The 25,689-nt window shown below is 74.0% G+C and carries 24 protein-coding genes; 10 read left to right on the top strand and 14 right to left on the bottom strand.

Going from position 1 to position 25,689, the window contains the following annotated elements:
• Window positions 1-29: 29 nt before the first annotated feature.
• The 3 genes from ACZ514_RS06400 to ACZ514_RS06410 all read left to right on the top strand — a co-directional run bounded on the left by ACZ514_RS06400 (window position 30) and on the right by ACZ514_RS06410 (window position 2,847).
• A complete protein-coding gene (locus ACZ514_RS06400) occupies window positions 30-323 on the top strand; it encodes a hypothetical protein (protein ID WP_468169937.1) in 294 nt (97 codons plus the stop codon).
• Between the two features lie 158 nt (window positions 324-481).
• Window positions 482-1,726, top strand: a complete 1,245-nt coding sequence (locus tag ACZ514_RS06405; protein ID WP_468169934.1) for a L,D-transpeptidase — start codon at window positions 482-484, stop codon at window positions 1,724-1,726.
• A gap of 149 nt (window positions 1,727-1,875) precedes the next feature.
• Complete coding sequence (locus ACZ514_RS06410; protein WP_468699002.1) at window positions 1,876-2,847, top strand: GNAT family N-acetyltransferase; 972 nt, start codon at window positions 1,876-1,878, stop codon at window positions 2,845-2,847.
• Window positions 2,848-2,901: 54 nt separating this feature from the next.
• Here the strand turns inward: ACZ514_RS06410 and ACZ514_RS06415 are convergent, their stop codons facing one another.
• Complete coding sequence (locus ACZ514_RS06415; protein WP_468169928.1) at window positions 2,902-3,786, bottom strand: MmyB family transcriptional regulator; 885 nt, start codon at window positions 3,784-3,786, stop codon at window positions 2,902-2,904.
• A 207-nt stretch (window positions 3,787-3,993) separates the two neighbouring features.
• Here ACZ514_RS06415 and ACZ514_RS06420 point away from each other — a divergent pair, with 207 nt between their 5' ends.
• Window positions 3,994-5,040, top strand: coding sequence for an NAD(P)-dependent alcohol dehydrogenase (locus ACZ514_RS06420; RefSeq protein WP_468169925.1), 1,047 nt, complete (start codon window positions 3,994-3,996; stop codon window positions 5,038-5,040).
• A gap of 27 nt (window positions 5,041-5,067) precedes the next feature.
• On the opposite strand, the gene msrA is transcribed toward ACZ514_RS06420, so the two are convergent.
• From msrA to ACZ514_RS06440, 4 genes are all read right to left on the bottom strand, one after another.
• A complete protein-coding gene (gene msrA, locus ACZ514_RS06425) occupies window positions 5,068-5,730 on the bottom strand; it encodes a peptide-methionine (S)-S-oxide reductase MsrA (RefSeq protein WP_468169922.1) in 663 nt (220 codons plus the stop codon).
• 116 nt (window positions 5,731-5,846) lie between these two features.
• Window positions 5,847-6,989: a hypothetical protein gene (locus ACZ514_RS06430; protein ID WP_469124251.1), complete on the bottom strand. Its 1,143-nt coding sequence runs from the start codon at window positions 6,987-6,989 to the stop codon at window positions 5,847-5,849.
• Complete coding sequence (locus ACZ514_RS06435) at window positions 6,986-8,584, bottom strand: M48 family metalloprotease (RefSeq protein WP_469124252.1); 1,599 nt, start codon at window positions 8,582-8,584, stop codon at window positions 6,986-6,988. Before ACZ514_RS06435 ends, ACZ514_RS06430 begins: the two co-directional genes overlap by 4 nt.
• Before the next feature lie 175 nt (window positions 8,585-8,759).
• Window positions 8,760-9,869: a hypothetical protein gene (locus ACZ514_RS06440; protein ID WP_468169913.1), complete on the bottom strand. Its 1,110-nt coding sequence runs from the start codon at window positions 9,867-9,869 to the stop codon at window positions 8,760-8,762.
• Window positions 9,870-9,987: 118 nt separating this feature from the next.
• Between ACZ514_RS06440 and ACZ514_RS06445 the strand changes: the two genes are divergently transcribed.
• Window positions 9,988-11,145, top strand: a complete 1,158-nt coding sequence (locus ACZ514_RS06445) for a cystathionine gamma-synthase (protein WP_468169910.1) — start codon at window positions 9,988-9,990, stop codon at window positions 11,143-11,145.
• A 67-nt stretch (window positions 11,146-11,212) separates the two neighbouring features.
• Here ACZ514_RS06445 and ACZ514_RS06450 read toward each other — a convergent pair whose 3' ends face one another.
• The 3 genes from ACZ514_RS06450 to ACZ514_RS06460 form a co-directional block, all read right to left on the bottom strand.
• A complete protein-coding gene (locus tag ACZ514_RS06450; protein ID WP_469124253.1) occupies window positions 11,213-11,464 on the bottom strand; it encodes a hypothetical protein in 252 nt (83 codons plus the stop codon).
• The gene (locus ACZ514_RS06455; protein WP_468169904.1) at window positions 11,461-11,916 is read right to left on the bottom strand and encodes an RNA polymerase; all 456 of its coding nucleotides are present in this window, start codon (window positions 11,914-11,916) and stop codon (window positions 11,461-11,463) included. The genes ACZ514_RS06450 and ACZ514_RS06455 overlap by 4 nt, the downstream gene beginning before the upstream one ends.
• A gap of 78 nt (window positions 11,917-11,994) precedes the next feature.
• Entirely contained in the window at window positions 11,995-12,516 is a 522-nt protein-coding gene (locus tag ACZ514_RS06460; RefSeq protein ID WP_388934404.1) for a MarR family winged helix-turn-helix transcriptional regulator, read from the bottom strand.
• 267 nt (window positions 12,517-12,783) lie between these two features.
• On the opposite strand from ACZ514_RS06460, the gene ilvA reads away from it, so the two are divergent.
• On the top strand, window positions 12,784-14,016 hold the full coding sequence (ilvA, locus tag ACZ514_RS06465) for a threonine ammonia-lyase (protein ID WP_468169898.1): 1,233 nt from the start codon (window positions 12,784-12,786) through the stop codon (window positions 14,014-14,016).
• Between the two features lie 185 nt (window positions 14,017-14,201).
• Here ilvA and greA read toward each other — a convergent pair whose 3' ends face one another.
• From greA to ACZ514_RS06485, 4 genes are all read right to left on the bottom strand, one after another.
• On the bottom strand, window positions 14,202-14,699 hold the full coding sequence (greA, locus tag ACZ514_RS06470; protein WP_468169894.1) for a transcription elongation factor GreA: 498 nt from the start codon (window positions 14,697-14,699) through the stop codon (window positions 14,202-14,204).
• Window positions 14,700-14,808: 109 nt separating this feature from the next.
• Window positions 14,809-15,318 carry a cupin domain-containing protein gene (locus ACZ514_RS06475; RefSeq protein ID WP_468169891.1) on the bottom strand — a complete coding sequence of 170 codons (510 nt, stop codon included), beginning with the start codon at window positions 15,316-15,318 and terminating at the stop codon, window positions 14,809-14,811.
• Between the two features lie 105 nt (window positions 15,319-15,423).
• Window positions 15,424-16,629 (bottom strand): hypothetical protein, encoded by a 1,206-nt coding sequence (locus ACZ514_RS06480; RefSeq protein ID WP_469124254.1) that lies wholly within the window; start codon window positions 16,627-16,629, stop codon window positions 15,424-15,426.
• A gap of 134 nt (window positions 16,630-16,763) precedes the next feature.
• On the bottom strand, window positions 16,764-17,168 hold the full coding sequence (locus ACZ514_RS06485; RefSeq protein ID WP_469124255.1) for a DUF4307 domain-containing protein: 405 nt from the start codon (window positions 17,166-17,168) through the stop codon (window positions 16,764-16,766).
• Window positions 17,169-17,275: 107 nt separating this feature from the next.
• Between ACZ514_RS06485 and mca the strand changes: the two genes are divergently transcribed.
• Together mca and ACZ514_RS06495 are read left to right on the top strand one after the other, a co-directional pair.
• Window positions 17,276-18,163: a mycothiol conjugate amidase Mca gene (gene mca / locus ACZ514_RS06490; protein ID WP_468169882.1), complete on the top strand. Its 888-nt coding sequence runs from the start codon at window positions 17,276-17,278 to the stop codon at window positions 18,161-18,163.
• Window positions 18,160-18,387: a hypothetical protein gene (locus tag ACZ514_RS06495; RefSeq protein ID WP_388934380.1), complete on the top strand. Its 228-nt coding sequence runs from the start codon at window positions 18,160-18,162 to the stop codon at window positions 18,385-18,387. Before mca ends, ACZ514_RS06495 begins: the two co-directional genes overlap by 4 nt.
• Window positions 18,388-18,552: 165 nt before the next feature.
• Here the strand turns inward: ACZ514_RS06495 and ACZ514_RS06500 are convergent, their stop codons facing one another.
• Window positions 18,553-21,792: a tetratricopeptide repeat protein gene (locus ACZ514_RS06500; protein WP_469124256.1), complete on the bottom strand. Its 3,240-nt coding sequence runs from the start codon at window positions 21,790-21,792 to the stop codon at window positions 18,553-18,555.
• Between the two features lie 143 nt (window positions 21,793-21,935).
• Between ACZ514_RS06500 and ACZ514_RS06505 the strand changes: the two genes are divergently transcribed.
• The gene (locus ACZ514_RS06505) at window positions 21,936-22,655 is read left to right on the top strand and encodes a DUF4344 domain-containing metallopeptidase (RefSeq protein ID WP_469124257.1); all 720 of its coding nucleotides are present in this window, start codon (window positions 21,936-21,938) and stop codon (window positions 22,653-22,655) included.
• A gap of 54 nt (window positions 22,656-22,709) precedes the next feature.
• Here the strand turns inward: ACZ514_RS06505 and ACZ514_RS06510 are convergent, their stop codons facing one another.
• A complete protein-coding gene (locus ACZ514_RS06510; protein WP_469124258.1) occupies window positions 22,710-23,276 on the bottom strand; it encodes a Uma2 family endonuclease in 567 nt (188 codons plus the stop codon).
• 228 nt (window positions 23,277-23,504) lie between these two features.
• Here ACZ514_RS06510 and ACZ514_RS06515 point away from each other — a divergent pair, with 228 nt between their 5' ends.
• Window positions 23,505-25,556 carry a thioredoxin domain-containing protein gene (locus ACZ514_RS06515; protein WP_469124259.1) on the top strand — a complete coding sequence of 684 codons (2,052 nt, stop codon included), beginning with the start codon at window positions 23,505-23,507 and terminating at the stop codon, window positions 25,554-25,556.
• Window positions 25,557-25,689: the final 133 nt, after the last annotated feature.

Here is a 25,689-nt window from a genome sequence, read left to right on the forward strand (position 1 = left end):
CACGATACGTACGGCTTCGAGTGGATTTGGTGCTCGAGGTCTCGGACTCCGACGCCCTCACCGGCGCGGCCCTCGCCCACATCAAGGCCGACGAGTTCATGCCGGACGAGGAGCGCGCGCACGCCGAGTCGGCCGTCATGGAGGACGAGGCGGAGGCGCTGGCCTACCTCGTCGACCCCACCGACCTGGTGGCGGAACTGACCGGCGTCGAACTGGCCCAGGCCTCCTGGAGCAGCGAACCGGTCGAATACGACCCCGACTCCCTGGAGTGGGACCTCGACGAGGAAGATGGGGACTTCGAGGAAGGGGCCGACAACGCCTGACCGTGGGGTTGCGCACATTCGAACGGAATGTGGAACCGAACCGCGTCGTTAACGCGTTGTCAGGACGAGCAGGGGGTGACGCCCCCTGCCCGGCCCGACCCCGGGAGAGCAGCCCGGGGTTTCCGGCAACGATGGAGTGACGTGTGAGGACGTACAGCATGCGACGGAGAAGGTCCCTGGTGGCCGTGTCCGCCGTGCTCGGTGGCGTACTGATGCTTTCGGCCTGCAACGACGGGGGTGCCGACAAGCCGCAGGGCAGCGCCGAGGCGGGCAAGTCACAGGCGGAGGTCGACGCGGCAGCCGCCAAGGACGCGTCCAAGGCCCGAATAGCCATCACGCCCAAGGACGGTTCCGCCAACGTCCCGCTGAACGACGGGACGAACGTCGCCGTCAGCGAGGGCACGCTCACCAAGGTCGAGCTGAAGAGCTCGGACGGCACCCCCGTCGCCGGCAAGATCTCCGGCGACGGCAAGAGCTGGAAGCCGGACGCCGCGCTGAAGCGCTCGACGAAGTACGCCCTGACGGCGACCGCCAAGGACGCGGCCGGGCGCGAGGCGCACGAGAACGCCTCCTTCACCACCCTCTCCCCGGAGAACAGCTTCATCGGCTCCTTCGTCCCGGACGACGGCGAGACGGTCGGCGTGGGCATGCCGGTCTCGATCACCTTCAACAAGCCGATCAAGGACCAGAAGGCCGTCCAGGCCGCCATCAGCGTCACCTCCAGCAGCGGCCAGGAGGTCGTCGGCCACTGGTTCGGCAACCAGCGGCTCGACTTCCGGCCCGAGCAGTACTGGCAGGCGAACTCCACCGTCACCCTGAAGCTCGCCCTCCAGGGCGTCCAGGGCGCGCCCGGCATCGTCGGCGCGCAGAACAAGACCGTCACCTTCAAGGTCGGCCGGAGCCAGGTCTCCACCGTCGACGTGAAGGCCAAGACGATGACGGTCACCCGTGACGGACAGGTCCTCAAGACCATCCCCATCTCGGCCGGTTCCCCCGAGAACCCGACCTACAACGGCCAGATGGTGATCTCCGAGAAGTTCAAGGAGACCCGCATGGACGGGTCCACCGTCGGCTTCACGAACAAGGAGGGCAAGGGCGAGTACGACATCAAGGACGTCCCGCACGCGATGCGGCTGTCCACGTCCGGCACCTTCATCCACGGCAACTACTGGGGCGCCGACTCGATCTTCGGCAAGGTCAACACCAGCCACGGCTGTGTCGGCCTGAACGACGCCAAGGGCGCCAACGACCCGAACCAGCCCGGCGCGTGGTTCTTCGACAACTCGCTCATCGGCGACGTCGTCACCGTGATGAACTCCCCGGACAAGACCATCAAGCCGGACAACGGCCTCAACGGCTGGAACATGTCCTGGGCCGAGTGGAAGGCCGGCCCGTCGGCCTGATCCGACGCGCCACGGCACGGCAGACGTGACGGACGGCGGGGAGCCCGGAAGGGCTCCCCGCCGTCCGGCGTCACGGGGGGCGGGAACCGCCGCCCCCGCCGCCGGAAAAGCCCGGTCCGGTGTGGCCGGGAAGCGCTTAGGGTCCTGGCATGACGAAGATCAGCTCGCTGTCCGTTCCCCCCACCGACGCCGAGGTCGACACCTGGTGGGCGGTCCAGACCGCCGCCCACGCCACCGACGCAGCCGCCCTGCCCGCACTGCCCGCCCCCACCCGCCTCGAAGCCGCCGGACGGCTCGGGGTTCCGCCGGGGCGCGGCCGCCTCGCGCACTGGGCTGCCGGCGACGGCGAGGGGCAGGCCGCCCTGCTCCTGTTCACCGAACGCGGCAACACCCACACCGCCTTCCTCGACGAGCTGACCGTACGGCCCGACGCCCGCCGGCGCGGCATCGGCACCGCCCTGTGGCAGCGGGTCCACCGCGAACTCCTCGACCAGGGCCGCACCTCCGTCGCCACCGTCACCGACCTCGGCGGCCCCGGCCAGGCCTTCGCGGAGTCCCTCGGCTTCGAGAACGTCCTCACCATGGGCTGGTACGTGCGCGAACTCGGCCAGGACGGCCCCCCGCCGCTCCCCGCCACTCCCGGCTACGCACTGCACGTCTGGCCCGGCCTGGTGCCCGACGCCTGGGTGCAGGCCACCGCCGTCGCCCACGGGGCCATGGAGGACGCCCCGAGCGGCGACAGCGACGAGACCTTCCAGCCCTGGACCGCCGAACGGGTCCACGCCGCCCAGCGGCTGGTCCTCGACCGGGGCGGGGAGATCATCGTGGTCGCGGCCGTCACCCCCGCCGGAGAGGTGGCCGCGTACACCGTCCTGGTGCTCCCGGACCCCCGGGGCCCGCGCGCCCTCCAGTACGACACCGTCGTCGTCCCCGCCCACCGGGGCCACGGCCTGGGCCGCGCGGTCAAGCTGCGCATGGAGGCGTACGCCGCCGAGCACCTGCCCGGGCTGCGCCGGATCGGCACCACCGTGGCGGACGAGAACACCCCGATGCGGACCGTGAACGAATCCCTCGGCTACCACCGCGAACGCGACGCGGGCCTCTTCCAGCTCAAGCTCTGACCCCGGCCCCGGCGCCGCCCCCGGTCCGGGGCCCGGCCCCGGACCGGCCGGGGCCTACGCCCGCTCCTCGGCGGGCCGTGGGGGCGACAGCGGCGACGGAGCCGTCCAGGACGACAGCAGCCGCAGCGCGTCCGCCGACGGCGAGCCCGGCTCGGCGTGGTACGTCACCAGGAACTGCGCCGGGTCGTCGGGCAGCGTCAGCGTCTCGAAGGACAGCTCCAGCTCGCCCACGATCGGATGCCGCAGCCGCTTCACCCCGTGCGTCTTGTCCGCCACCGTGTGCGCCGCCCACAGCCGGCGGAACTCCTCGTTCTTCACCGACAGTTCCCCGACCAGCGCCGACAGCCGCTCGTCGTCCGGGTGCTGGCCCGCGTACAGGCGCAGGTTGCTGACCACCTCGCACGCCCGGCACTCCCAGTCCGCGTACAGCTCGGCCGTCGCCTCGTCCAGGAACACCAGCCGCACCAGGTTCCGCTCCGCCACCGGCAACGCCCCGAAATCCCCGAAGACCGCCGCCGCCAGCTGGTTCCAGCCGATCACGTCCTGCCGCCGCCCCACCAGGTACGCCGGTACGCCCTCCATCGCGGCCAGCAGCGTGCGCAGCTCCGGCCGGACCTGCTGCGGGCGGGCGGAGCGGCCGCGCCGGCGGGTACGGGGGCTCGCCAGGTGGTTCAGGTGCGCCGACTCGGTACCGCTCAGGCGCAGCGCCCGCGCGAGGGCGTCGAGCACCTCCGCCGACACGTTCTGCCCGTGCCCCTGCTCCAGCCGCGTGTAGTACGCGACCGACACCCCGGCCAGCTGCGCCAGCTCCTCGCGCCGCAGACCGGGCACCCGGCGGCGCCGGCCGTGGTCCGGCAGGCCCACGTCGGCGGGGCGCAGCCGCGCGCGGCAGCTGCGCAGGAAGTCCCCGAGTTCGGCTCGCTGATCAAGCTGGTCCATACCGCAAGTATCCCCGTCGGGAGCGCCGGGAACGGAGCTCATCCTGACCCCGCCAGGGGTAGGTCCGGCAGTCATAGGCACAGCAGGGGGCTGGGTGCGCCGCGCGGACCGGGGCATCGTGGGGGCCATCGCAGAACGGACGTCACGGCAGGCGCCGCCCGCACCACGCGGCGGCCCCCGGGCGTCCTCGTCCGAGGAGAGCACCCCATGTCCGTCACCCAGGCAGCCGCCTACGCCGCCCCCGCCCCCAAGGCCCCGCTGGAGCGCACCACGATCCCGCGCCGCCCGGTCGGCGAGCACGACGTACTCATCGAGGTCAAGTACGCCGGCATCTGCCACTCCGACATCCACCAGGCGCGCGACGGCTGGGGCGAGGGCATCTTCCCGATGGTCCCGGGCCACGAGGTCGCCGGTGTCGTCACCGAAGTCGGCCCGGGCGTCACCAGGTTCGCGGCCGGCGACCGGGTGGGCGTGGGCTGCATGGTCGACTCCTGCCGGAAGTGCGAGTACTGCCTGGCCGGACAGGAGCAGCACTGCGTGGAGGGCGCGACCGGCACGTACAACGCCCTCGACCGCAACGGCGAGCCCACCTACGGCGGTTACTCCACGCACCTCGTCGTCGACGAGAACTACGCCGTCCGCATCCCCGAGGGCCTCTCCCTCGACGTCGCCGCGCCGCTGCTGTGCGCCGGCATCACCCTGTACGCGCCGCTGCGGCACTGGCAGGCGGGCCCGGGCAAGAAGGTCGCGGTCGTCGGCCTCGGCGGGCTCGGCCACATGGGCGTGAAGATCGCCGCCGCGCTCGGCGCGGAGGTGACCGTCCTGTCCCAGTCGCTGCGCAAGAAGGAGGACGGCCTGAAGCTGGGCGCCTCCCACTACTACGCCACGAGCGACGGGGCCACCTTCGAGGAGCTGAAGGGCAGCTTCGACCTGATCCTGTCCACGGTCTCGGCGCCGCTCGGCCTGGACCGCTACCTGTCGCTGCTGCGGGTGGGCGGCGCCCTGGTGAACGTGGGCGCCCCCGAGGAACCGGTGGAGTTGAACCTGTTCTCCGTCATCGGCGGGAACAAGACCCTCGCCGGGTCGATGATCGGCGGCATCGCCGAGACCCAGGAGATGCTGGACTTCTGCGCGCGGCACGGCCTGGGCTCGGAGGTCGAGGTGATCCGCGCCGAGGAGGTCAACGAGGCGTACGAACGCGTCCTGGCCAGCGACGTGCGCTACCGCTTCGTGATCGACGCCTCGACCATCTGAGCCCCGGCCCGGCCGGCGCCCGGGGGGTCACCCCGCCGGGGCCACGCCGATCGGGCAGGAGACGCCCGTGCCGCCGATGCCGCAGTAGCCGCCGGGGTTCTTGTCGAGGTACTGCTGGTGGTACGGCTCCGCCGGCCAGAAGGGGCGGTCCGCCGCCGGGAGGACGGCCGTGGTGATCTCGCCGTGGCCGGAGGCCGTGAGGACCTTCTGGTACGCCGCCCGGGAGGCCTCGGCGGCCGCCTGGTGGGCGGGGGAGTGGGTGTAGACGGCCGAGCGGTACTGGGTGCCGACGTCGTTGCCCTGGCGGAAGCCCTGGGTGGGGTCGTGCGACTCCCAGAACAGCTTCAGCAGGGCCTCGTACGAGACCTTGGCCGGGTCGAAGACCACGCGGACGACCTCGGTGTGGCCGGTCCCGCCGGAGCACACCTCCTCGTACAGCGGGTTCTCGGTGTAGCCGCCCTGGTAGCCGGCCAGGGTGGTCCACACCCCGGGGGTCTGCCAGAACGTGCGCTCGGCGCCCCAGAAGCAGCCCAGGCCGAAGTCGGCGACCTCCAGGCCTTCCGGGTAGGGGCCGGACAGCGGGTTGCCGAGGACGGTGTGGCGCTCGGGCAGCGAGAACGGTGCTTCGGCGCGGCCCACGATGGCTTCCTCGCGGGTGGGGAGTTCGGGCGTGCGGCGGTACGAGAACATGGATTCCCTCCTTGTGGGAGGGACAACGGCCGGGGGCGGGCGGGGATTCCCCGGCCCGCCCCTCCCGTACCGCCGGCGCGGCGCCGACCGCTCCGGCGCGTTACCGCTCCGGCGCGTTACCGCTCGGGCGTGGTCACGCCCACCGCCCAGTCGCGGGCGTACAGGTAGCGCCGCTTCGGGGACCCGGCGTACGTCCACGGCGCGGCGCCGATGTACCCGTCGACGTGGCGGAACTGCTCGACCGCCTCCGCGTCCCGGTCCTGCCAGAACAGCAGGTGGGCCAGCATGTGGCGGATCCGCGGGGTCCCGGGGTGCTCGTTGCCGGCGGCGGCCAGGTCGGCGAGCGCCGCGTCCACCGCGGCGACGATCTCCGGCTCCTTGTAGTACGTCTCCGGCAGCAGGTCGTCCTCGTACGTCTCCTGCTCGAAGTAGGCCATGAGGGGGAGCAGCGTGAGCAGGTCGCCCGGCTCGCCGGCGGCCGCCGAGGCACGGGCGAAGTCCATGGCCAGCCGGTGCGAGCCCTGCCACTTCGCGCACCAGTACTGCAGGCCCGTGACGTGCGCCCACAGCAGCCTCGGGGCGCGCTCGGTGATCCGCTCCCACAGCTCGCGGTAGCGCTCGTGCGAGTAGCCCAGGCCCATGCCGATGGCCTGCTCGACGACGTACGGGGTGGGGTCCGCGGGGTCGGCCAGCTGCTGCGCCTCGTGCGCGTCGGCCTGCGCCTTGGTCAGCAGCTGGTGGAAGAGCCGGAACTGTTCCTGCGTGGTGCGGCTGCCGGACTGGCTGCCGCGTACGTTCCAGGCCACCATCACGCTGGTGTCGGCGTTGACGAGCGCCGCCGTGGGGTCGCCGGGCCGGGCGGCGCGCCAGGCCAGCAGCCACGCGTCGTCCTCGGCGGCCGTCTCGGCCAGCGGGCGCACCCGCTCCAGGCGCTCCTGCCAGTCCTTCCCGGCGGCCTCGACGTAGGCGGCCGCCGTCTCCCAGTCGCCCGACCGGACGGCCTCGAGGACGGCGAGGCGCTCGGCCGGGACGGGCGCCGGGTGGTCGGTGTCGAGGTCGGCTTCCGCGACGAAGCCCAGCGCGACGACGGCGGCCGCCTTGCGGGCCGCCTCCTCGGCTTCGCCGGCCTCGGCCCGCGCGTCGAGGGCGCCGATCTCGGCCTCCAGGCGCTTGGCCTTGCGGATGAGGTACATCCCGCGCAGGACCCAGCAGGCGACGGCCAGCAGCAGGGCGGCGAGGGCGATCAGTACGACGGTCACGGGGCGAGCACCAGCTTCCGCAGGAGTTCGGTGTCGGGCCGGTCGGCAACGGCCGCGTCCAGGGCGGGGCCGAGCTCGTCCTCGAAACCGGGAACGGGGTAGGAGAGGACGGCCGGGTCCGACCAGGACAGCTGCCAGCGGGCGGCGCCGCGGGCGAGCAGTTCGACGGTGACCAGCCGGCCGAGGGCGCGCCGGACCACGGGCCGGGCGAACTCGCGGGCCGTGCGGCCGGTCGCGGCCTGCGCCTCCTCCGACTTCGGGAAGCGGTCGGCGATCCGCCAGCGCACGGCCGGGTCGGCGTCGACCGCGTCGAGGAAGGCGGCGAGGCCGGGGCCCGCGCCCTCGGCGGCGAAGGCCTCGCCGACCTCCTCCGCGTTCCGGCCGGCGTACGCGGTCATCGACTGGTGGACGAGGTCCTCCCAGTCCAGGCGGGTGAGCGCGAGGGCCTCGGGCGTGAGGACCGCCTGCTCCAGCGCGGCCAGCGCCTCCTGCGGGGAGGACAGCAGCTCCAGGGCCGGGCGGGCCGCCTGGCCGGCGCGGCCGTCGTCGGGCAGGGCCTCGATGCGGGCCACGCGTTCGGCGAGCGCGGGGTGGGAGTCGTACGGGGAGGCGGGCTCGGTGGACAGCTCGCGGCGCAGGTCCTCCAGCTCGGCGGAGCGGGCGTCGAGGAGCTGCCGGAGCCCGCCGAAGACCTGGCCGGGGCGCGGCAGCAGGCCGGCGCCGACGCCGAGGGTGGCGTACGAGCGCATGTAGAAGTCGTGCGCGGAGCCGATGGCGTTCAGTTCGCGCAGCGCGGCGGCGGCGGCGTCGCGGCCCGCGACGCGGACGGAGGCGAGGTCGGCGGCCAGTTCCTGGCGGCGGGCGGAGGAGAGGGTGGCGCGCATGTAGAACGTCGCGTAGGCGGTGTAGATCTTCGCCATGGTGCGGTAGGTGACGCCCGCGCCGGCGGTGTCGATCTCCTTGGCCTTCTTGCCCTTGGCGAGCCGCTTCCCGGCGCGCTTCTCCTGCCTGGCGCGCTCCTTGGCCTCCGTGCCGGCGGCGCGGTCGTGGAAGTGGCCGATCGTGCGGATCAGCTGGGCGCGGCCGCGGGCGATCAGCGGGGTGAGGCGGGTGTCGAGGTTGGCGTAGTGGCCCATCTCGTGGGCGAGTACGGCGCGCAGCTGCATCTCGTCCAGACCCGTCATCAGGGGCAGGCCCAGGTAGAGGCGGCGGGTGCCGGGCCGCAGGCCGAGCAGCCGGGCGTCCTCGGCGACGGCCGCGTTGACCTCGTCGATCAGGACGATCTCGTCGGGGGCGCGGGTGCCGACCTGTTCGGCGACGTCGCGGACCGTCCGCCACAGGGCGGGTTCCCGTTCCTCGGTGACGGGGACGCCGGGGAGCGGGTCCTCCTCGGGGGTGCGGAGCATGAACATGCCGCGCACGACGGGTACGGCGAGGACCACCGACACGATGACGATCTTCCCCGCGACGGGGCCGTGCAGCCAGGTGAAAGTGGCCCAGTCGGCGAGTGCGAGCAGGGCGAGCAGGATGACGCCGAGCAGATAGAAGCCGGCGAGCAGGACGAGGGCGCGCAGAGCGCGCAGCGAAGCGCCCATGTGGATGGGGTCCCCCAGGAAGGGTGCGCTTTATTGACGCGCACATGATGCAATGTTCACGCGCACCCTATGGCCCGGCGCCGCCGGCCCGCGAGCGGGGGTGCCGATGGGGGAGCGGCCCGGGGCGGACGCGGCCGCCCGCCCCCGGCCGAGGGTCGGTGCTCAGTGCCGCGGGTCAGTGCGGAAGCGTCGCCGGGGAGCCGCCGTTGGCCTCGTAGCCGGCCACCGCCATCGCCCGGGCCACCGCGTACGCGGCCGCCGGGTCCTCCGAGGCCGACCAGGGCAGGGCGCCCACGTAGCCGTCGACGTGGCGGACCTGCTCCATGGCCTCCGCCCAGCGGCCCGTGCCCACCAGGAACCACAGCAGCAGGTGCCGTACGTGCGCCAGCATCGGGTCGTCCGCCCGCGCCTGGTGCACCGCGTACAGGGCCCCCTCCAGCGCCCGCGAGACGACCGCGGTGCGGCCGAAGTCGCTGACCAGGACCGTGTCGGGCATGTTCTCGTACACCGAGAACAGCGGCAGCGCCGCCAGCAGCGAGCCCCGCGGCGCGCGGGCGGCGGCCGCCCGCGCGAAGGCGTCGGCCTTCTCCCGCGAGCCGTGCCACTTCTCGCACCAGTAGTGCAGGGCGGCCAGGTGGGCGCCCATGTGCGCCGGGGCCACGTCGATCACCCGGGCCCACAGCGCGTCGAACTCCGCCTCCGAGTAGCCCAGGCCACGGGCGACGGCGAGCTCCGTGATGACGGGGACCGGGTCGCCGGGCGACAGCAGCGACGCCTTGCGGCAGGCCTCGCGCGCCTCCTCCAGGATGATCCGGTGATCGTGCGAGCCCACCCCGCCGGAGGACCGCCACGCCTGCTGCACCAGCAGCTCCGCGTGGACCTGGGCGCCGCCCGCGTCCTTCTCCGCCTCCAGCCGCCAGGCCTTCAGCCACGGCGCGCCGGCCCCGGGCCGCTGCGCCAGCTCCAGTGCCGCCGCGCCGCCGAAGGCCTGCACGCGCTGCCAGCGCCGCTCGCCGTCCTTGGGGGTGCCGGCGAGCAGGGCGGACGCGGCCTGCCAGTGGCCGGTGCGCTGGACGTTCTCCAGAGCGTCCATCAGGTCCTGGTCGGGACCGGGCACCCGGACGTCCAGCTCCTCCTGGCGTACGAACCCGTAGTCCGCGGGGTCGGCGGCATCGGGGCTGCCGGGGGCGACCAGGCGCAGCCCCCCGTCGCGCCGGGCCCGGGTGAACGACCAGACCAAGAGGGCGACCAGGGCGAGCCCCATCAGGACCGAGATAATCTCCATACCGCCAAGCGAACCAGACCGGGCGGCCGGATGGCCAACGGCGGGTGCCGCGCACCCGGCCAGTGCGGGGCCGGTCCAGGAGAGGACCCCGGCGCTGACGGGGCATAGCATCTGCCTCATGAGCGACGACAGCCACGAGCACCAGAGCTTCGAGACCCGCGCGATCCACGCGGGCAACACGGCGGACCCGCAGACCGGCGCGGTCGTACCGCCCATCTACCAGGTGTCCACCTACAAGCAGGACGGCGTGGGCGGACTGCGCGGCGGCTACGAGTACAGCCGCAGCGCCAATCCGACCCGGACCGCCCTGGAGGAGAACCTCGCGGCGCTGGAGGGCGGCCGGCGCGGCCTCGCCTTCGCGTCCGGGCTCGCCGCCGAGGACTGCCTGCTGCGTACGCTGCTCTCCCCGGGCGACCACGTCGTCATCCCGAACGACGCCTACGGCGGCACGTTCCGCCTCTTCGCGAAGGTCGTCTCCCGCTGGGGCGTGGAGTGGTCGGTGGCCGACACCTCCGACGCGGAGTCGGTGCGGGCCGCCCTGACCCCGAAGACCAAGGTCATCTGGGTCGAGACCCCGTCGAACCCGCTGCTGGGCATCACCGACATCGCGATGGTCGCCCAGATCGCGCGGGAGGCCGGGGCCCGGCTGGTCGTGGACAACACCTTCGCCTCCCCCTACCTCCAGCAGCCGCTGGCGCTCGGCGCCGACGTGGTCGTGCACTCGCTGACCAAGTACATGGGCGGCCACTCCGACGTCGTCGGCGGTGCCCTCGTCACGGCCGACGAGGCCCTCGGCGAGGAACTGGCCTACCACCAGAACGCGATGGGCGCCGTCGCCGGACCCTTCGACTCGTGGGTCGTGCTGCGCGGCATCAAGACGCTGGCCGTGCGGATGGACCGGCACGCGGAGAACGCGGCGAAGGTCGTGGAGGCGCTCAAGCGCCACCCGAAGGTCACCAAGGTCCTCTACCCGGGCCTGCCCGAGCACCCGGGCCACGAGATCGCCGCCAAGCAGATGCGCAACTTCGGCGGCATGGTCTCCTTCCAGGTCGCCGGCGGCGAGGAGGAGGCCGTCGCGGTCTGCGGCCGCACCAGGATCTTCACGCTGGCCGAGTCCCTCGGCGGCGTCGAGTCCCTCATCGAGCACCCGGGCCGGATGACGCACGCCTCGGTGGCCGGCTCGGCGCTGGAGGTCCCCGCGGACCTGATCCGCGTCTCCGTCGGCATCGAGAACGCCGACGACCTCGTCGCGGACCTCACCCAGGCCCTCGGCTAGGTCCTCGGCCAGGTCCTCGACGGGCACCGGCCGTCACGGCTCCCCGGCGGCGCCCCGCCCCTGGAGGTCACCAGCCCTCCAGGGGCGGCGAGACCTCGCTGGGCGGGACGGCCCAGGGCCGCGTCAGCGCCGCCCACACCGTGAAGGCCACCGCCGCCGCCCACAGCAGCGCCCACCCGAACCGGCGCAGCGCCCGCCGGCGGCGCAGCAGTCGCCTGCCGTGCGCCCGGGCCGCCGTCGCCAGACCGGCCGGCACCGCCGGATGCGGGCCCTCGAGCAGGCGCCTGACCTGGGTCTCCTTCCGGTCGAGGGGGCTCATGCCGCCTCCGCGGCGGCCGAGGTGGCGGCCGCCGAGCGCAGCATGGCCACCGCCCGGTTGCACACGGCCTCGACCCGCTCCGGCGGCAGCCCCAGCTGCGCGGCCGTGACCTCCTCCGCGACACCCTCGTAGATCCGCATCACCAGCACCAGCCGCTCCACCGGGGCCAGCGGCGCGAGGACCCCGCCGCCGCGCGGCAGCCGGCGGGCGGTGCGGGCGTACGCGGCGCACAGCTCGGCACGGGTGCGGTCGTACGGGTCGTCGTCGCGCAGCCGGGCCCAGTGCGCGTACGTACGGGCCAGCGCGCCCGCGAGGATCCGCCGGGCGGCGGGCGCCGCGTCCGGGGGTTCGGCCGTCAGCAGGGCGGCGACGTGCAGCAGCCGCCCCGCCGCGCCCGCGACGAAGGCCTCGAACTCCGCATCCCGCCCCGAGCGCCCGTCCACGGCACCCATGGTGCGGCCGGTGCCACCACCCCGGTCAAGGGGTCGGACACGGCGTTGTCAGCGGCAGCGGCGCGGGCACCGGCCGGGTCAGGAGGCCGGGCCGCCCTCGGAGACGGCGGACATCAGCTCCGACAGCGAGCCGTTGAAGCGGGTCAGCAGCGCGGTGAACACTTCGCGCTCCTCCTGGGACCAGCCCTCCGTCACCCGGGCCATCAGCTCGCGCCGCGAGGAGCGGACCTCCTCCAGGCGGGCCAGACCGCGCGGGGACAGCGCCAGCACCACGGCCCGGCCGTCCTCGGGGTGCGAGGTGCGCTTGACCAGGCCGCTGTCGACGAGCGGGGCGACCTGGCGGGTGACGGTGGACGAGTCGATGCCCATCCCGCCCGCGAGGGCCTTCACCCCCATCGGGCCTTCCAGGTCGAGCCGGTTCAGCAGCAGGTACGCGGCGCGGTCCATCGAGTTGCGGGCCTGGCCGACACCGCCCAGGCGGGTCTGCTCGGCCCGGCGGGCGAAGACGGCCACCTGGTGCTGGAGCGCGTCGAGGAGTCCCGCTCCGGCGGGCGCTTCGGCCGCCGCGGGCAGGTCGGAACTGGCCGGGATCGAGGGCATGGCCGTGGGCTCTCTTCGCATGGGGCCGACAGGGATGGGGGACAGAGTACGCGGCCCCGCGTCGGCTCGTACGCCGCGTTTGACAACTGATACGGCCCCCGGCCGCGGCCGGGGGGGGAGTGTCCCGCATGGCCGGATTCCGTCCCCCGTGCGGCCCTTGTGCACTCGCACCGCCGCCCCGGCACGGTCCGGGCGCGGCGTCCCCCCGCGCCCGGGGGCCGCGTCCGTCCCTGAGCCGGGGCCCCCGCGGGCTGCGAGACTGGCCGCATGAACTACCGCGTGCCCGTGCCCGTCCCGCAGGTCATCCTCGACGACGTCCGGGGGGCCCAGAAGATGCTGTCGGGCGTGTCCAGGGTGACGCCGATGGAGGGCAGCCGGCACCTGTCGGCCCTCACGGGCTCCCCCGTCCACTTCAAGTGCGAGAACCTCCAGCGCACCGGCTCCTTCAAGCTGCGCGGAGCGTACGTGCGCATCGCCGGTCTGCGCCCCGAGCAGCGCGCCGCCGGGGTCGTCGCGGCCAGCGCGGGCAACCACGCCCAGGGCGTGGCGCTGGCCTCCTCCCTGCTCGGGGTCCGTTCCACCGTGTTCATGCCGGTCGGGGCCCCGCTGCCCAAGGTGGCCGCCACCCAGGAGTACGGCGCCGAGGTGCGCCTGCACGGCCAGGTCGTCGACGAGACCCTGGCCGCCGCCCAGGAGCACGCCGACCGCACCGGGGCGGTGTTCATCCACCCCTTCGACCACCGCGACATCATCGCCGGGCAGGGCACGGTGGGCCTGGAGATCCTGGAGCAGTGCCCCGAGGTGCGCACGATCCTCGTCGGCATCGGCGGCGGCGGGCTCGCCGCCGGCATCGCCGTCGCGGTCAAGGCGCTGCGCCCGGACGTGAAGGTGGTCGGCGTACAGGCGGAAGGGGCCGCCGCCTACCCGCCGTCCCTGCGGGTCGGGCATCCGGTGTCGATCGAGGACCCGAACACGATGGCGGACGGCATCAAGGTCGGCCGCCCCGGGGACGTCCCCTTCGCGATCATCGGGGAGCTGCTGGACGACGTACGGACCGTCTCCGAGGACGCCCTGTCCAGCGCCCTGCTGCTGTGCCTGGAGCGGGCCAAGCTGGTGGTGGAGCCCGCCGGGTGCAGCACCGTGGCGGCCCTGCTGAGCGAGCCGGAGCTGTACGGGAGCGGACCGGTGGTCGCCGTCCTGTCCGGCGGCAACGTCGACCCGCTGCTGCTCCAGCGGATCCTGCGGCACGGCATGGCGGCGGCGGGCCGTTACCTGTCGCTGCGGCTGCGGGTCGCCGACCGGCCGGGGGCGCTGGCGGGGCTGCTGGCGGTGCTGTCGACGGTGGACGCCAACGTGCAGGACGTCAGCCACGTGCGCACGGACCCCCGGCTCGGGCTGACCGAGGTCGAGGTGGAGCTGCACCTGGAGACGAAGGGCCCCGAGCACTGTGCGGAGGTCGCCCGCACCCTGCACGGCGCGGGATACCGGGTCATGTCCTGACCCCGGCACGGCCGGGGTGCGCACCCCGGAGGCGGCCACCTCCGGCGGGCTGATCCGGCTGTTCCCGCCGACTTCGTCTCGAACGCGTCGGCGACCGCCTGAGGACCCGGGACGCGCACCTCGCACACGGGCCCCCGCCGGACCGGGTCCGGCGGGGGCCCGTACGCGTACGGGTCACGGGGTGATCAGCCGGTGAAGGGCTTGACGGCCAGGATCTTGACCGTGGCCTTCTTGCCGTTCGGCAGCTCGTACTGGGCGTCGTCGCCGACCTTCTTGCCGTTCACGCCGGCGCCCAGCGGGGACTGCGGCGAGTACGTCTCGAAGTCGTCGGACGCGTATTCACGGGAGGCCAGCAGGAACTCCAGGGTGTCGTCCTCGTCGCCGTCGAAGGCGATCGTGACGAGGGTGCCCGGCGCGACCTCGCCGTCGGAGGCGGGGGCCGTGCCGACCTTGGCGTTCTCCAGGAGCTGCGTGAGCTGGCGCACTCGCAGTTCCTGCTTGCCCTGCTCCTCCTTGGCCGCGTGGTAACCGCCGTTCTCGCGCAGGTCGCCTTCCTCGCGGGCAGCCGCGATCTTCATGGCGATCTCCGTGCGGGCGGGACCAGAGAGGTAGTCCAGCTCGGCCTTCAGCTGGTCGTACGCCGCCTGGGTCAGCCAGGTGACGCTCTCGCTCGTCTGGGTCACGGGTGCTCCTCGTCGGTACAGGGGACTACTTGGCCGCCAGCGGCGGGCGAAACCACGAGCCTAACAATTCGGGAAGAAAAGGGGGAGGACACCCTGTGTATGAAGTGTGTCATCGGAGCCGGGGAGCGCGCGCGGCCTCCCAGACGGTACTGGTCCCGAAGTACGAGTCGTACAGCTCCTGGACCTCCAGCAGGCTCTCCGGCGGTACCGTCCCGGACCGGATGCGCTCCAGGTGGCGGAAGTACTCGAACCGCTCCACCCCCGGGGTGATGACCACCAGCATCTCGGCGGTCTCCCCGGGCGCGGCGGCGAAGGCGTGCTGCTGCCCCGGCGGCACGATGACGACGTCCCCGGCCCCGGCCGTGACCACCCTGTCGCCGGCCAGCAGCTGGGCCGTCCCGTCGAGCACGTAGAACATCTCGGCGGACCGGCCGTGGCGGTGCGGGCGGGCGCCGTCCGCACCCTCGCCCAGCGTCACGCGCATGCTGGACAGGGCCCCGCCGGCGGCCGAGCTGTCGGCCAGGAGCCGGACGGCGGAGTCGGGTCCGAACCGGATCTCCTCGGCGTCGGCGGCGCGTACGACCACGGCGTCGTCGAAGTCCGGGATGAAGAGTGACATGGCGGCTCCTGGTGCTCGGATGACGGAACGTCCCAGTCCACCCCGCCCGGGACGTGCCGCGCACGCCCCGGGCCGCCGTCCGTCACCTCGGCCGGCGCCCGGGCGTCAGCGTTCGAAGTTGGTCAGGACACAGCCCTCGACCTGGGCCTTCTCCAGCCGGTACCCGGCCGGCGCGGTGAAGCCGGCCTCGCAGTTCAGGGAGAGGAACTGGAGCTGGTAGAGCCCGTGGCGCAGGCTCGCGCTGTTGGTCTCCACGGCGATGTCCGTACCGACCAGCAGCTTGCTCTTGGTGGCCCGCGGCCGGCCCGCCCGCAGGTCGGCCAGCTGCGCCGCCTTCGCCTTGGTCTGGAGCGTCTTCATGTCGGAGACGGTGTTCAGCCAGTTCAGGTCGTGCGCGCGCTGCTCCCCGCCGAGCCGGCCGCAGACGGCCCGCTCGGCGATCCCCCAGGAGCGGGGGTCGCCGTCGACGACCGGCTGGTAGTCGATCGACTCGACGTGCTCGTCGGTCACGGTCATGCGGGTGCAGTCGACCCCGCCCCGGCCGACGAGCGCGCGCAGCTCCTCGATGCCGCCGGCGTTCGGCAGGCCCAGGCTTCCGGTGGCCGGCCGGCCCGGCTCGCCGGCCTCCGCGGTCCGCTCGGTGGCGGGGTCGCGGACCGGCCCGCGGAAGGGGCTGCCCTGCCCGTCGGCACTGTCGACGTAGTCGGTGAGGACGCACCCCTCGACCAGGGCCTTCTCCTTCTTGAAGCCCTCGGGCACGTAGACGCCGGGGTTGCAGCTCAGGATCCGCAGGTCGGAGCCGGCGGGGTCGACCAGGGACACGGCGGTGGCGGTCTTGAGCGCGGTCAGCGCGAAGGTCTTGCCCACGACGGTGCGGCTGGCGAGGTCGTGGTCCTCGCGGCCCTCGGCGAGCAGCTTGGCGGCGTGGTCCTTGGCGGCCTGCTGGAAGGCCTTCATGTCCGGGGTCAGGAAGAGGACGATCTCGCCCCGCGCCCTCTTGTCCGTGCAGACGCCGCGCTCCGTGACGGACCAGTCGCCGACGCCGATGAAGCCGCTCAGCGGAACCCGGGTGTCCTTGGGGTCGGTGCTCAGGTCCTCGCAGGACGTGTACTTCTGCACGTGCGCCCGGGCCCCGGCCAGTGTGGCGGGCGCGGAGCCGGCCGCCGGGGAGGCCGGGGCGGCGGAGGCCGTGACGGCAGCGGCCGGGCGCGCCCCCGGCTTTGGCGGCTCGGCGGGGTCCTCGCAGGCGGTGGCGAGGACCGTGAGCGAGGCGAGGGCTGCGGTGGCGGCGAGTATCCGCTGGAGGCGCATGGGTGTCTTCCGTCGGCTGGACCTGGCACGGGATTGGCGTGCACATGCTAGGCAGCGACGATCGGCAAGATCAAAAGGGCGCAACGGTCCCGGGGACCCGCGGACCGGCCGCCCCGTCGGCCCGGCCCGTCGGCTCAGCCCGCCGGCTGGCAGCCCACGAGCTCCACCATCGTGGCGCGGCCCGTGGTCTTCAGGGTGACCACCTCGTCCACCCGCTCCGCCGCCTGCCCGAACGTGAAGTCGGCACGGCCCACCTCGCCGTGCTCCTCGTCCTGGGAACTGAGGGTGCACACACCCGTGACCGAGGCCTCCTTGCGGATCTCCAGGTGCACCTGGACCTCCCGGTCGGACACGATCTGGAACTTGATCACCTCGGCGCTCACGCTCTGCCCGCCGACGTAGTCCCAGCCGATCCACCCGACCACGGCCAGCAGCCCGATCCCGAGCGCCGACCCGACGATCTTCAGCTTCCGGTCCGCGCGCTCGTCCGCCGACCGTCCGTACCGGCCCTCGGGAAGCCCTTCGCGCACCGCGCTCATGATCGAATCCTCTCGTCGGGAAGGGGTGGCACACCCAGGAATTTTCCCTCCCCCGATTCGGTCAATATAGAGGCTGACCGTCGCGCCGAATCGCAGAGGATCCTGTCTTGACCGAGCAGCTTCGACTGATGGCCGTCCATGCCCACCCCGACGACGAGTCGAGCAAGGGCGCGGCCACGATGGCCAAGTACGTATCCGAGGGAGTGCCGGTGCTCGTGGTCACCTGCACCGGCGGCGAGCGCGGCTCCGTGCTGAACCCCAAGCTCCAGGGCGACAAGTACATCGAGGAGAACATCCACGAGGTGCGCGCCAGGGAGATGGACGAGGCCCGCGAGATCCTCGGCGTCCAGCAGGAATGGCTCGGTTACGTCGACTCCGGCCTGCCCGAGGGCGACCCGCTGCCGCCGCTGCCCGAAGGCTGCTTCGCCCTCGCGGACGTGGACGAGGCCGCGGGCGAGCTGGTGAAGAAGATCCGCGCGTTCAAGCCGCAGGTCATCACCACCTACGACGAGAACGGCGGCTACCCGCACCCCGACCACATCATGACCCACAAGATCACGATGGTGGCCTTCGACGGCGCGGCCGACACCGAGAAGTACCCCGAGGCCGAGTACGGCGCCCCGTACCAGCCGCAGAAGCTCTACTACAACCAGGGCTTCAACAAGCCGCGCACCCTCGCCCTCCACGAGGCGCTCCTCGCGCGCGGCCTGGAATCCCCCTACGGCGAGTGGCTCGAGCGCTGGAAGGAGTTCGAGCGCACCGAGCGCACCCTCACCACCCACGTCCCCTGCTCCGACTTCTTCGAGATCCGCGACAAGGCCCTCATCGCGCACGCCACGCAGATCGACCCGGACGGCGGCTGGTTCCGCGTCCCGATGGAGATCCAGAAGGAGGTCTGGCCCACCGAGGAGTACGAGCTCGCCAAGTCGCTCGTCAACACCTCCCTCCCCGAGTCCGACCTCTTCGCGGGCATCCGGGAGAATGTCCAGCCATGAGCGCTACGCAGGCCGCAGTCACCCAGCTCCTTCCGCTGGCCGCCGACACCTTCGACAAGAACAAGGTGACCCCCGGACTCCTGGGGTTCGTCGTGTTCGCCGCCCTCGCCCTCGGCGTGTGGGGCCTGATGAAGTCGATGAGCAAGCACATGGGGCGCGTCGACTTCCAGGAAGCCCCCGAGCCGGCCGCCGCCACCCCGGCCGCCGACGCCCCCAAGGCGTAGGACCCCGCACCCGGCGCGGCAGCGCCGTCCCGCCCCACACGCGAGCGGGACGGCGCCCCGGCGCGCGCCCGTACGCCCCGGCGGGGACGGTGCTTGCCGCGCGCCCCGGCGGCGCCCCGCGCGCGCCCCGGCGGGGCGGCGGCCGGACCGGCGCCTCCGCGCGCCCTACGCCCCCGGCACCGCCACCCCCATCACCTCCCGCGCCCGCAGCCCCGGCACCAGGCCCAGACGCCACGCCTGCCAGCCCTCCGCCGGGTCCACCCCCCGCGCCAGCACCACCCCGTACGTCTCCAGGCAGTCCTCCAGCCGCCCGTCACGCAGCGCGTGCGGCGCCGCCGCCAGCCGGGCCAGCTCGGCCCGCGCCTCCTCCACCACCGCGTCACCCCCACCCGCGTACGGCAGCGCCGTGCAGCGCAGGAACCGCGCCCAGTCCTCCCCGCGCCGGTCCCCGTACGACACGAACAACCGCACCGCGTCCTCGCACAGCCCCACCGCCTGCGCCGCCCGCCCGTTCCCCGCGTCGATCACCGCCAGCTCCGCGCACGTCCACGCCTCCCCGTGCGCCAGCCCGATCCGCCGGAAATCGGCCCGCGCGTCCACCAGCAGCTGCCGCGCGAAACCCGAGTTCCGCAGGTTCCCCGTCCGCGCCGCCCGCTCGTCCCGCGTCACCCGCCCCGACTGGTAGCGGGCGTACGCCAGCCCGTACGCGTCCCGCATCCGCGAGAACATCGTCCGGGCCCGCTCCAGCTCCCGCACCGCCCGGTCCCGCTCACCGCCCTCCTCCAGCGCCTGCCCCAGGTAGTACAGCGTCCACGCCTCACCCCGCGCGTCCTCCGCCACCCGGTGCCGCGCCAACGCCTCCCGCAGCCGCTCCAGCGCCCCCTCCGGATCCCCGTCCACCACCCGGGCCCGCCCCAGCTGCGTCAGCGCCCACGCCTCACCCCGGTCGTCCCGCGTCCGCCCGTACAGCTCCAGCGCCAGCCGCAGCTCCCGCTCCGCCCGCGCCACCCCACCCGTCCGCAGGAACACCTGCCCCAGCTGGAAGTGCGCCCACGCCTCACCGTGCACGCTCTCGCTCTGCCGGTGCAGCCCCAGCGACCGCTCCAGCAGCTCCAGCGCCTCCGCCAGCCGCCCCCGGTCCCGCTCCACCGCCCCCAGCGCGTGCAGCGCCCACGCCCGGTCACCCGCCAGCTCCTCCGGCTCCTGCAACGCCAGCGCCTCCCGGATCCGCGCCGCCGCCTCCGGCAGGTTGCCCTGGTGGTGCAGCGTGATCCCGAGCGACACCAGCGCCATGCCCGCACCCGCCTCCTGCCGGGCCTCCCGGTACTCGTCCACCAGCGAGGTCAGCGTCGTCCGCGACTTGTCCAGCTCGCCCAGCTGACGCGCCGCGATCCCCGTGCGCCACTGCACCGAACGGTTCAGCCGCCCCCCGTCCACCGCCCGCGTCAGCTCGTTGATCTCCCCGAGCCGGTACAGGTCCCCGCGCAGCAGACAGAAATCGCACAACGCCCCCAGCAGATCCAGCACCGCCTGCTGGTCCACCCCCTCCGAATCCCGCAGCGCCGCCGTGATGAAGCTCGACTCGTCGTCCAGCCAGCGCAGCGCCGCGTCCAGCGAGGCGAAACCGTGCCCCCCGACCGCGTCCGACCCCGCCACCGCGTTCGACCGCGTCGACATCTTCCCGTCGACCATCCGGATCACCGAGTCCGCGAGCCGCGCGTAGTCCCGTACCAGCCGCTCGTGCGCGGCCGCCGCCTCCGCCCGGTCCTCGTCCGCCGCCAGCCGCGCCGCCGCGTACGCGCGCACCGCGTCGTGCATCCGGTACCGCTCCCCGCGCACCAGGTCCAGCAGGCCCGCCCGCGCCAGCTCCCCCAGCAGCCGCCCGGCCTCCACCCGCTCCGCACCCGCCAGCGCCGCCGCCGCGGCCGCCCCCAGCGAAGCCCGTCCCGCCAGCGTCAGCCGCCGCAACAGCCGCCGCCGCTCCTCCGGCAGCCGTACGTACGCCAGCTCCAGGGCGTGCTCCAGACCCCCGCCCCCACCCCCGTCCGAGGCCCGCGCCGACCCCAGCGGAGCCAGCACCCGCAGCGCCAGCGGCAGCCCCGCCCCCAGCTCCAGCAGCCCCGACAGCGCGGCCCCCTCCGGCGCCGCCTCACCCGCCGCACGCGCCCCCGCGCGCAGCACCCCGGCCGCCTCCTCCCGCGCCAGCCGCACCACCGGCAGCCGGTGCGTCCACGCCGCCAGGTCCCCCGGCAGCTCCAGCGGCTCCCTGGCCGTGACCAGCACCAGGCTCTCCGAGCGCTCCGGCACGAGCGCCCGCACCTGCTCCGGATCCACCGCGTCGTCCAGCACCACCGTCACCGGCGCGTTCCGGAGGTGGCGGTGGTACAGCTCCGTCAGCCGCCGCACCTGCGACTCCGCCGACGCACCCTCACGGAACAGCAGCTGCTCCCGCGGCGCCCCCAGCCGGTTCAGCAGGTGCAGCAACGCCTCCCGCGTCGACAGTGGCGCCTCGCCCGCACCGGTGGACCCGCCCCGCAGATCCACCACGCACGCCCCGCGGAACTGGTCCCGCAGCGCGTGCGCCGCCCGCAGCGCCAGCGCCGTACGCCCCACCCCCGGCTCGCCGTGCAGCACCACCACCACCGGCCGGGTCTCCGTGCCGGCCCGCGCCGCGCCCACCCACTGCGCGATCCGGGCCAGCTCCGCGCGCCGCCCCGTGAACAGCGCGCCGGCGTCCGGGAGCTGCCCGAACGACTGCTCCAGCATGCCGCGCCGCCGGGCCTCCGCGCTGCGGTCACCCCCGCGCAGCAGCGGCGCCGCACCGCCGCCGCCGTTGACGGCCCCGCCGCCGGCGGCCCGGGACCGCGACGGCCCCCGCACCGCGGCCGCCGCCACCAACCGCTCCTGCTCCAGGAACGGCCGGATCCCGCGCACCTCCAGCGCCGTCAGCCACTGCAACCGCAGCTGCTCCGGCCCGCCCGGGCGGCCCGCGGCCCCGGCCCGGCGGTTCGCCGCGGGCACGTGCAGGGCGGTCACCGTGGCCACCGTCGCCGCCGCCCCCGCGACGCCCACGACGACGCCCGCGCTGACCGCCGTCCCCGCCGCCACCCCGAACGCCAGGTCCGCCCCCACGGCGGCGGCCGCGGCGACCCCCGACGCGAACAGTGACGCCCCGGTGCCGCCCCGCCGGAAGGCCTCCCCGAGCGACCGCTCGCCCGCGGCGGCCTCGTCCAGGGCGGCCACGTACGCCGCGTACTCCTCCCCGGCGGCCGCCGCGATCCCGTCCAGCGCCTCCCGCCCCCGTGCCAGCAACGCCTCGCGGTCCCCCGCCCCCGCCCGCCGGACCTCCTCCTCGACGGCCCGGGCCAGCACCCGTTCGGCCTCGACACGATGGCTGTTCCGCATCGGCATCCTCCTCGGAGAGCTCCGGAAACGTGCGCCAAGTGTCCTGCGGGGCAGGGCGCGGCGCGAGGAATCTGAGCTATTTCAGAGGGAGTTGGAGCCTCCACGGACATCCGCGCGCATACATGTACGCCTAGGCTGGACGCATGACCCCGCGCTGGACGGCCCTGGCCCTGTGCGCGGCCCTCCTCGCCGCCGCGTCCGGCTGCGGGAACGAGCCGCCGGCCCCCGGGTTCGTCATCCGGTACGAGGACCCCGACGGGCCCGACGAGGACCACGCCGCCCTGCTGCGCTCCCGCGCACCCGCCGAACGGGCCGTCGACGCCCTCAACGCCCACCTCCGCCTCCCGGTCCGGGTCACCGTCCTCGCCCGCTCCTGCGCCGGCGAGGGCAGCGGCTACGACCCGCGGACCCGCCGCATCGAGCTCTGCTACGACGACCTCGCGGAGGAGCGGGCCCTCCTGGGCGACGACGGGGCCGCCGCCGACGTCACCACCGAGACGGTCCACCACGAGGCGGGCCACGCCCTCATCGACCTCCTCGGCCTGCCCGTCGCCTCGGACCGGGCGGAGGAGGACGCCGCCGACGGCTTCGCCGCGTTCATGCTGATCCGCGAGGGCCCGCCGGGAGAGCGTGCCCTGCGGGCCGCCGCCGAGGCGTACCGGCTGTCGCCGCCCGCCGGTCCCGGGCCGGACGAGCACGCCCCGCCCGCCGCCCGCGCGGCCGCCCACCTCTGCCTGCTGCACGGCGCGGCCCCCGACCGCCACCCGGACCCGGCCCCCCACGCCCACGGCTGCACCCCCACCTGGCCCACGGTCCGCGACACCTGGACCCGAGCCCTCGCCCCCGTACTCCGGGACCCCTGAGGCGCCGGGAGAGCGGGTGGTGGGGCAGGTGCAATCGCCGGCGAACGACGACTTTTACAGGTCCCCGAGGTCGACCGTGACGGAGAAGGGTGCGGTGGCCTTCACCGTGCCGGTGTACGTCTCCCCGTCCCTGTACGCCTTGGTGGCGGGGTCGAGGATGTAGGTGTAAACGATCGGAACCCCGGTCGCGGCCTGCTCGACCCGCCAGTAGAAGGGGATGCCGCCCTTGGCGTACTGGTCCACCTTCACGATCCGGTCCGTGGTCTCCGAACCGGGCAACACGACCTCGACGACCAGGAGCACGTGCTCGGGGCGGGTAGGCGTGAGGTCGATCGTCTCCGCCCGGTAGACGATGACGTCCGGACGGCGGTTGGTGAGTGGAACGTCCTGGAGGCGGACGTCGAAGTCCGTGTCCGCGTTCCAGTCCGGGCCCGCGGCGGCGTCCAGGGCGTTGGCCAGGACCCGGGCCAGCCGGCTGTGCCGCTTGGAGGCGCTCGGACTCACGACGGCCATCCCGTCCACGACCTCGATGCCGGCGCACTGCTCCTCGGACCAGGAGTCGTACTGTTCCGCGCTGATCTGTGCGTGCATCCACGCGGGCGCCACCATCTCGGCGGTCATGGTGTACCTCCTTCGAGGAGCCTCGACAGGTCCGGCGCTGCTGCGCCCCAGCCTACTGTTCCGAGGTGTCGGACCGCCCGGCTCGGACGAACGCCGGGAAGAGCGCGGCACCGACCCGAGGGAAGGGGTCGCCCACCACGGGACGGCGCACCGGCGCGGGTCGGCCAGGCGAGGCAGGCGCGTGAGGGTTCGGCCGGTCGTGTCGGGTGCTGTGAGAGGCTGGATCGTATGAACCGGTTGGCTGGTACGACCTCGCCTTATCTGCTTCAGCACGCCGACAACCCGGTCGATTGGTGGCCGTGGGGACCCGAGGCGTTCGCGGAGGCGCGGCAGCGCGATGTGCCCGTTCTGCTGTCGGTCGGTTACTCCGCGTGCCACTGGTGCCATGTCATGGCCGGCGAATCCTTCGAGGACGAGGCAGCGGCCGCCTACATGAACGAGCACTTCGTCAACATCAAGGTCGACCGCGAGGAACGCCCGGACATCGACGCCGTCTACATGGAGGCCGTGCAGGCGGCGACCGGGCAGGGCGGGTGGCCCATGACCGTGTTCCTCACGGCCGAGGCCGAGCCCTTCTACTTCGGCACCTACTTCCCGCCCGAGCCCCGGCACGGGATGCCCTCCTTCAGGCAGGTGCTCGAAGGGGTGCGGGCCGCCTGGGACGGGCGGCGGGAGGAGGTCGCCGAGGTCGCGCAGCGGATCGTGCGGGACCTGGCCGGGCGGCAGCTGGACTACGGGAAGGCCGGGCTGCCGGGGCCGGAGGAACTCGGGCAGGCGCTGCTCGGGCTGACGCGGGAGTACGACGCCGTGCGCGGCGGATTCGGCGGGGCGCCGAAGTTCCCGCCGTCCATGGTGCTGGAGTTCCTGCTGCGCCACCACGCCCGGACCGGGTCCGAGGGTGCCCTGCAGATGGCCGCCGACACCTGTGAGGCGATGGCGCGGGGCGGGATCTACGACCAGCTCGGCGGCGGGTTCGCGCGGTACTCCGTGGACCGGGAGTGGGTGGTGCCGCACTTCGAGAAGATGCTGTACGACAACGCGCTGCTGTGCCGGGTGTACGCGCACCTGTGGCGGGCCACCGGGTCCGATCTGGCGCGCCGCGTCGCGCTGGAGACGGCCGACTTCATGGTGCGTGAACTGCGCACCGAGCAGGGCGGGTTCGCGTCGGCGCTCGATGCCGACAGCGAGGATCCGCTGACCGGCGGGCACGTCGAGGGGGCGTACTACGCCTGGACGCCCGCGCAGCTGGCCGAGGTGCTCGGGGAGGAGGACGGGGCGCTCGCCGCCGCGTACTTCGGGGTCACCGAGGAGGGGACCTTCGAGCACGGCAAGTCGGTGCTGCAACTGCCGCTGGACGGGCCGGCGGTGGAGGCCGGGCGGATCGCCTCAGTCAGGGAGCGGCTGCTGGCGGCCCGCGCGCTGCGGCCCGCGCCGGGGCGGGACGACAAGGTCGTCGCCGCGTGGAACGGGCTGGCCGTCGCGGCGCTCGCCGAGTGCGGGGCCTTCTTCGAGCGGCCCGATCTGGTGGAGCGGGCCATCGAGGCCGCCGACCTGCTGGTGCGGGTGCACATGGACAGCCGGGCCCGGCTCGCGCGGACCAGCAAGGACGGGCGGGCCGGCGCGAACGCGGGGGTGCTGGAGGACTACGGGGACGTCGCCGAGGGGTTCCTCACGCTGGCGTCCGTCACGGGCGAGGGGGTGTGGCTGGAGTTCGCCGGGTTCCTCGTCGACCTGGTGATGGCGCGGTTCACCGGCGAGGACGGGTCGCTGTACGACACCGCGCACGACGCCGAGCAGCTGATCCGCCGGCCGCAGGACCCCACCGACACGGCCGCCCCGTCGGGCTGGACCGCGGCCGCCGGTGCGCTGCTGTCGTACGCCGCGCACACGGGGTCGCGGCCGCACCGGGAGGCGGCGGAGCGGGCGCTCGGGGTGGTGCACGCGCTCGGGCCGCGCGCCCCGCGTTTCATCGGGCACGGGCTGGCGGTCGCGGAGGCGCTCGTCGACGGGCCGCGCGAGGTGGCGGTGGTGGGGCATCCGGAGGATCCGGCGACGGCCGCGCTGCACCGGACGGCGTTGCTGGGGACGGCCCCGGGGGCCGTGGTGGCGGTCGGGCCGCCGCGCATGGCCGACGGCAGCGGCGGGGAGTTCCCCCTTCTGGCCGAGCGCACACTGGTGCGCGACCTTCCGACGGCGTACGTGTGCCGGCACTTCGTCTGCGCGCGGCCTACGACCGAACCGGTCGAGTTGGCCGAGCAGTTGGGTGTGGTACGTCCCTGATTGTGGCGGGGGTGGCGTCAATTCCGGTTGCGCGGGGACCGCGTGGAGAGGTGGTTTTTATCGGTGCGGCGCCTGACCTTCCTCTCCGCTGCCTAGTCTCGGGTCTCCGGGAGTAACCGAGACGCGCACTGGG

The organism is Streptomyces sp. NPDC034086 (assembly GCF_055575515.1).